General features: G+C 34.1%; 6 protein-coding genes, 4 pseudogenes and 1 riboswitch. Of the genes and pseudogenes, 3 read left to right on the top strand and 7 right to left on the bottom strand.

Annotated elements, in window-relative coordinates; all coding sequences use genetic code 11:
• Positions 1-83 precede the first annotated feature (83 nt).
• Both V7183_RS22695 and V7183_RS22690 read right to left on the bottom strand, forming a co-directional pair.
• Positions 84-1103: a tyrosine-protein phosphatase gene (locus V7183_RS22695; RefSeq protein ID WP_335360926.1), complete on the bottom strand. Its 1020-nt coding sequence runs from the start codon at positions 1101-1103 to the stop codon at positions 84-86.
• A 146-nt stretch (positions 1104-1249) separates the two neighbouring features.
• Positions 1250-1444: pseudogene (locus tag V7183_RS22690) on the bottom strand (hypothetical protein); the annotation flags it as partial.
• 133 nt (positions 1445-1577) lie between these two features.
• On the opposite strand from V7183_RS22690, the gene V7183_RS22685 reads away from it, so the two are divergent.
• Entirely contained in the window at positions 1578-2417 is an 840-nt protein-coding gene (locus V7183_RS22685; protein WP_097897874.1) for a DUF2785 domain-containing protein, read from the top strand.
• A gap of 48 nt (positions 2418-2465) precedes the next feature.
• Here V7183_RS22685 and V7183_RS22680 read toward each other — a convergent pair.
• The 4 genes and pseudogenes from V7183_RS22680 to V7183_RS22665 all read right to left on the bottom strand — a co-directional run.
• A pseudogene (locus tag V7183_RS22680) lies at positions 2466-2594 on the bottom strand (tryptophan--tRNA ligase); the annotation flags it as partial.
• A gap of 248 nt (positions 2595-2842) precedes the next feature.
• On the bottom strand, positions 2843-3694 hold the full coding sequence (locus V7183_RS22675; RefSeq protein WP_097897873.1) for a DUF2935 domain-containing protein: 852 nt from the start codon (positions 3692-3694) through the stop codon (positions 2843-2845).
• Between the two features lie 70 nt (positions 3695-3764).
• A pseudogene (locus V7183_RS22670) lies at positions 3765-3854 on the bottom strand (MerR family transcriptional regulator); the annotation flags it as partial.
• A pseudogene (locus tag V7183_RS22665) lies at positions 3837-4488 on the bottom strand (sodium:solute symporter family protein); the annotation flags it as partial. The pseudogenes V7183_RS22665 and V7183_RS22670, both read right to left, overlap by 18 nt.
• Positions 4489-4659: 171 nt before the next feature.
• On the opposite strand from V7183_RS22665, the gene V7183_RS22660 reads away from it, so the two are divergent.
• Both V7183_RS22660 and V7183_RS22655 read left to right on the top strand, forming a co-directional pair.
• On the top strand, positions 4660-5121 hold the full coding sequence (locus V7183_RS22660) for a GNAT family N-acetyltransferase (protein ID WP_335360924.1): 462 nt from the start codon (positions 4660-4662) through the stop codon (positions 5119-5121).
• Positions 5122-5159: 38 nt separating this feature from the next.
• Positions 5160-5303: riboswitch (cyclic di-AMP (ydaO/yuaA leader) on the top strand.
• Between the two features lie 100 nt (positions 5304-5403).
• Entirely contained in the window at positions 5404-5547 is a 144-nt protein-coding gene (locus tag V7183_RS22655) for a hypothetical protein (protein ID WP_097897870.1), read from the top strand.
• 306 nt (positions 5548-5853) lie between these two features.
• Here the strand turns inward: V7183_RS22655 and V7183_RS22650 are convergent.
• On the bottom strand, positions 5854-6863 hold a 1010-nt coding region (locus V7183_RS22650), incomplete at its 5' end, for a PepSY-associated TM helix domain-containing protein (RefSeq protein ID WP_335360923.1).

The following is a 6863-nucleotide window of genomic DNA, read 5'->3' as shown; positions in this document are numbered from 1 at the left end:
TGAATAGATGCTCTCTCCCTCCTAAAAGTCGGTTTTTTAATTGATGTATATATACAGGATTTCTCATCAAAACTATTTATATATTACTTTTCTAATAACAATTGCTTCATCTTATCTAGTTGCTCTTTTGTAAGACCTAATCCCTTTTCAGCATAGACTTCAATACTTCCATATTTATGATTGATTTCATCAATCGCAGCCTGTAAGTATTCCGCACGCGCTTCAAACATAGCACCTAATATTTCTTTACTCTCCTCATTTTGTAGCTTTGCTCCTATAAATGCCAGCATTTTTTGATTTAATTTCTCGCGGAACCCATTGCTTAATAAATAATCTTGCATAACGGTTTCCTCTGGTACACCAAGTAGCAGTAATAATAAAGCAGAACCAAAACCAGTGCGATCTTTTCCTGCTGTACAATGATTTACAAGTGGTAAATTTCCCGGATCTTGAGCAAGCTGCAAGAAGTGCACAAATGCTTCATTTCCCGTTACAAAGTCTTTGTTCATGTTAACTAAATATTCTCCCGGTTTTCCCAGCACCGATAAGTCACCAACTTGGAAAAACTCATTTATATTTAAATCTTTTGCCAAGTCTTGCATGACCGGTAAACATACTTGACGAGCACCAGTGATACTTGGATTTGGTTTATGTTTTACTTCAAAATCTGTACGATAATCACATATTAATTTCAAACCAAATTGTTGCAAATAATTAATATCGGCTTCTGTTAACCCAGCTAATTCTTCAGAGCGATATAATTTCCCCCACTTTACTCTTCGGCCATCTATCGTTTCATAGCCCCCTAAATCTCGGAAGTTAAATGCTCCTTGTAGTGGTAACTTACGTTCTGCTATTGTAACTGCTTGTCCATTACTACCTACCAATCGAAAATATGGGCGTACATCCACACTTGGATTTTTGATTGTACATGATGATTCCCCTGATATTTTTAATAGAAATTCACCATTTCCCTCAATCTGTTCTGGAGAAATACTCCAATAAATACTAACTTCCTCTGGCCCATTTTCCCATTGTATATGTAACATATTATCTTTATTTTGTTCAATGCTTGCTTGTAACCAATTGCTTTGCTGTTTCATTTTTTTCACCAACACTTTCTTCATATAGTCCGCATATATATGAAATGTCTTTTCTTTATTGTATTACAATGAGACTACTTCTGTCCTAACTGTATTTAAGACATTCCATTCTTCATTCCTTTACATGAAGAAAAGATTTCTTTCACCTCTGTAAATGTTGGCTCCATTATATCTAGAAAAAATTCTTTTACCCGAAACATTCCTGCTGGTGTACTGACTTGAAACCAAGGGGTCTCCCACTTTTCCCCTTCTTGACGACCTGAAACATTTTCAACATGCCAGTCTTCCAATAACACGGATGGATAAAGCGGAATCAAATGATTGAACTTTTGGTTTAACATAACTGCCCCCTTATCTACCTCAAAGGTTTTACACTGCAATTTCAATATATACTCCTTGCATGAGCAGGGTTGTCCTTGAATATATAGAATACTAGAAAATATTGCACAATTAAAGCACAGAGGAGGTTCATCTTTGAATATCATGACATTGCAACAACAATTGGAGCTTATTCAGCAAAATGATTATACACAAATGCAGAATATCGATATGAATGAGTTAACACTCAACATGCTGCAACATATCGGGACAACTGATAGCTATGTTCGTAATCAATTAATATATGACTGCTTTTCACATTTTATTCAAAATGAATTTCTTTCTCACGATCAACTAGAATTATTGTTAACGACTTGCCTAAGTAAGAAATATTTACACTTTGATATTACTTCTTCACATACAGATGGAGTGTTTACCCGTTCGTATACGGCGCTATTAATTGCTTTAATCATACAATTCGATAACACGCATTCCTTTTTATTACCAGAAACAATTCAAGAAACAAAAAAACAACTCATTGAATATATGAACCTCGAGACAGATTTTCGAGGACATGTCAAAAATAAAGGATGGGCTCATAGCGTTGCACATGTTTCTGATGCATTTAATGAACTTGTTCATAATCCAAACATATCCTGTACTTGCTACGAAGAAATTACGCATTGCTTATTAAATAAAATATTCATTTATTCCACTGTATATCACAGCAATGAAGATGAAAGAATTGTGACTCCTCTTTTATCTATGCTGTACCATGACTTTCCGAAAGAACAATTTTTCTCAATTATTTATAAAAAAATAAAACGACTACCGCAATTTAGAAAGCGACTTTCTCTTGATGAATATTGTATTTTATGTGCCAATATAAAAACATTTTTACGCACATTATTTTTTAGAGCAAGAGAAGACCCCAATCTCACTTCTATCTCGATTCGGGCGGAAAAACTGGTAAGGGAATTGCTAAAGTATTACTAATGCGCTCAAAATATAGATTCATAAGGAGAAAAGAAAATAAGGGAACAATTATCGTTCCCTCTCATAGCCAATCCGCTTTTTAATTTCAGCTAAATTTAGCTTCGCAATTTCCTTAGCACGATTCGCACCTTTTTCTAATGCCTCATACAATAAGCTCGGTGCATTCATATAGAATTTAAATTTCAAAAAGGGGTAAAGTCACATCGCTATCAACTTAAAAATTTATAGCGCCCCCAGAACGAAATTTTTAGACTTTCTTGTAACAAAGAAGCATATTTTATCGGCTTGGTGTGATCTATTTTCTTAACTTGATGGACATGTGACACTACCCCTAATAAGAAATGTTATACTATCACAAGGAAAAGAAGCTAACAATAAATTGTTAACTTCTTTTCTTATGGAAAAAATGGTATCTTCCTTATCTTCTAATATCTAGATTGTGATTTAATATTTGTAAGATGAGCATCAAACATATCAATTATTTCAAGGAATCTATCAGCTTCACGGAAAACATGGTCTGCTAATAGTGGGTGAATGATACTCTTTATTTTACATTGCTCAATTAAATCACGTGCCGTTTTCTTAAAATCCCGAAGAGCTGTGACTGACACACGATTTTGATCCAGAAATTGATCTAAAAGAGGAACTGTTTGAGATTGTGGTTTCATAGATTCTAAGTCAATTGCTTGATACATCAATTCATCAAAATCATTACTGAAATTCCGGGCCATATCTACAAGCTTTCTTTCGGATGGGTCAAGAAGATGACCAATAAATTTAGCATGGTCTGCCATAATCTTTAAAAAGAACACATTTTCTTTAATAATAGCATCAGGAAGAGCATCCAATTTACCTTCATTTAATTCAATTAAGCGATTTCTAAAATAATTAGCTTCCCTACTTGTATGATCAACTAACAGTGGAAAATTATTTTGTCCTGGCAATTTACATGTGAGAATTAATCCTAGAATTTTTCGTTTAAATCCAAAAATATTAGTTGCAGCTTGTTGTACTTCTGAATTAAATCTTTTTATTTGCTCAGGATCTGTTTGATTTGTATAGGAATGTGCGATTTGTTCGATATGTTCAAACAATTGGTAAAATTGATTAGCCTCTTGGATTAGTTGAGTATCCTCACATCTAAACCCCAATCTAAGAAATAAAGAATGCTCTTTCATGATTCTAGACCAAAAACGAATTTCATTTAATGATCGTTCAACAAACATTCCAGATGTAACACCCGTATCAGGATGTAATGAGGGTTCATTCCTATTCATTCCCAATCCCTCCAGTAAATACTATGCTAGTTCTATTCTTATGAATAGGTATATATAAAAATACCATCAATTTTTGTACATGTATTTTTTCTTTTATTGCTTTTAATTCCTCAACATTTTCCTTAGAGTACCTGCGATGTCCTCCCTGATTAGCTAACGTTAACAATTCAGGTTTAACAGCCTCAACAGACTTAAACATTTGCTGAATCCCACCAAAATAGTGGATCGGGATGTATAGGCCTAAAAAAATATCTACTCCAAAATCATAATATCTTTAATCACAGCTTTCCAAGCTGAGCCATGAATACCCGAGAATATTACATATGTTGTAATAACTATTGCACCTATAACACTTGCAACTACTGGTGAAATAGCTCCGTAAGAAGCTTCTGAGACAATGATCCCTAACCCTTTCATTTGTATACAAATATATGGTATGATCGCTAAACTTCCCATAATAGCTACTATAACCCCCATTGCACGACTATCGTATTTAGATGCAAAATAGTCAGGTTATGAAATAATACCATGTTCTTTACCGTATCTCCAGATTTTAGGTGCAATCCAATAAGATATCATATATGCTAGAAATATATACGCGGGCACATAGTACGCAGCAGCACCTTTTGAATACGACCAACCACTTCCAACTAGAAAAGTAAAAGTCGTATAAACCTCTTCAGCTATTAATAGAAATACGAACAAGGTTCCAAAACCTCTGCCCCAACTGAAAATTGCTGCAAATTCATCTTTTTTCCTCTTCTTGCTGCTATCCCTAAATAAAGAGATGGGATTAAGAACTACACGTAAAACTGCAAAAGTTCTTGGAATTACCTAAACCTCACTGATCCGTCGGTTAAAAAAATACAATATCCGCAACGAAAAAGAATAGCATTTTTGTTGTAGGGGTATTAATTTGATGGCTATGCCTAACTTATCCTCTTTTTATGAAAGGAGATCCATTAATGATTTGTAAACTTTCTCCTACTTCTCTTGAAGTAGCATCAGCTATTTTAGCTATCCAAATTCCTGCTTATCAAGTTGAGGCAAAATACATTAACAGTACAGCGATTCCTCGTCTATATGATACTGTACAGGATATTCAAAATTGCAATGAAACATTTTATGGTTATTTCTTTGAAAATAAGTTAATAGGCTTTATTTCGTTTGTAAACGAGGAATCTTTTATTAATATTCATCGCTTAGTTATATCACCAGCCTATTTCCATAGAGGGATTGCAACAAAGTTAATCCTTCATTTATTTCACATATTCCCTAATACGACCAAGTATATTGTACAAACAGGCAAAGCAAACACCCCTGCCCTTTCTTTATATAAAAAACATGGATTTATTGAAGTAAAGGATATTGTATTACCTGATGGACTCATTCTTACGCAATTAGAAAAGACAGAAAAAAATAAATAGTTTGACTTTTTCGTTTTATTATGTTATTTTTTACTTTATAAAACCTTTTGCTGAATCCAAAATTTGGAACGGGGGAACCATTTTTGTAGCCTATGCTACTTGGGGCGAATCTTTTTTAAGTAGGGAAACTCTCACTTCCCGAGTCCGACAGCTAACCTCGTAAGCGTAATGGGAGAGGGAAGGTGCTTTTTACTTATGTTACACAGTATCCCTCCTTAACTATAAAGTATATGGAATCGATATCACTAGAAACCTATATTTATAGAAAAGGAGACTTGTACAATGTTACGTTTATCAGATCATGAAATAAAAATGATGGAGCAACGTGTTCGATTGGAACAACAACGTACGTATCAAGCAAGCAAGATTGTAGATAGTTTACATCATAAATATTTTTTCCAGCATATTTTTCAGCCGAAAAGATAAATTAACATGCTAAAATTGCTAATAGGTAAAGATAGAAACGCTATAAATGTAAAAACTATGCTGCACTTTATTAAGTTAGACCTTTCATGTTTTTCCTTTCTCTAAGTGAAAAAACATTATTCGATTTATTCAGAAAAAAACTTCATTACCATGTGTAATGAAGTTTTGTTTGCTACTGAAGAACATATGTCCTTTTGATGCTCATATAATTTCCCTTCCCTATTAGGCCTCCTTATTACGATTATGTAGGCACAAAACAAAGCACACTTACCAAACAAGAGACTGCAAAGTTTGTGAATTAAGACACTATGCTGCAGTTACTGAATTTATTTTCTGCTTTCTCCTATTCTTTTTCTTATACCACCACATATATATTCCAGTAAACATTAAAATAGCTGGAGTAAGTCCACCGATTACATATAAGACTTTCGTAAATATTCCACCAAATGTTCCTGTATGTAACGGAAGGCGCCAAGTTTGATAGGTAAGTCCACGATCTACATTTGGATCCATCTTTGCGATTACTTTTCCACTATATTGGTCCATCCACACCTTTATATTCCCGTTGCCTGGATCATACGAACGGCTCATACGAATTTCGATAGCACCTTCTCCCTTTCCTTGTTTCACCTTCTCCGGAATTCTCACTTGCATAACTGTTCCTTCTGGCACTTCTTTTTCAGCTGTATGTAACAATTGATCAAGAGGAAGCTTTCCTCCTGGAAGAGGTTTAGAAATTAGCTGCTCTTTCGCTGGCATCGCAGTAGCCTTTGCACCAAACCATCCAAAAATAGTTTTATCATATACCAAAAGACCACCCGTTAACGAAACGATAAGTAAAAATGGAACAGAAACTCCACCAATAACTCTATGTAAATCAAATTGCTTTACATATGGATTCTTGCTTTTACGAATAATAAACCCACGCATCCATTTTCTGATTCCAGGCCACCATAAATATAATCCTGATAAAATAATAAAAAAGAAAATAAATCCAATTATCCCTACAATTTCTTTCCCCTTAAAGTCATTAAGAAGTAAATGATAATGAAGCTCGCCTACTTGATTAAAAAATGCTTTTTCTCCTAATTCTCCATTAATTTTACCGCTACCTGGATCAATATAAATTTCTTGTTTTTCTTTTCCTTCTTTCACACGAAATAAGTAAACACCTTTGGCACTTGGTTCATCAGGTGTATACACACGCTGAATTTCACCTTTAGGGTGTTCTGCTGCTATAGTTTGAATTGCTTTCTCATAAGTAACCTTTTCACCTTCTGTTACTCTGTATAAATCAGGATGTACTATACGATTTA

It is taken from the genome of Bacillus sp. JJ1127, from assembly GCF_036965845.1.
Taxonomy (GTDB): domain Bacteria; phylum Bacillota; class Bacilli; order Bacillales; family Bacillaceae_G; genus Bacillus_A.
This window is presented reverse-complemented; position numbering and strand designations above follow the sequence as displayed.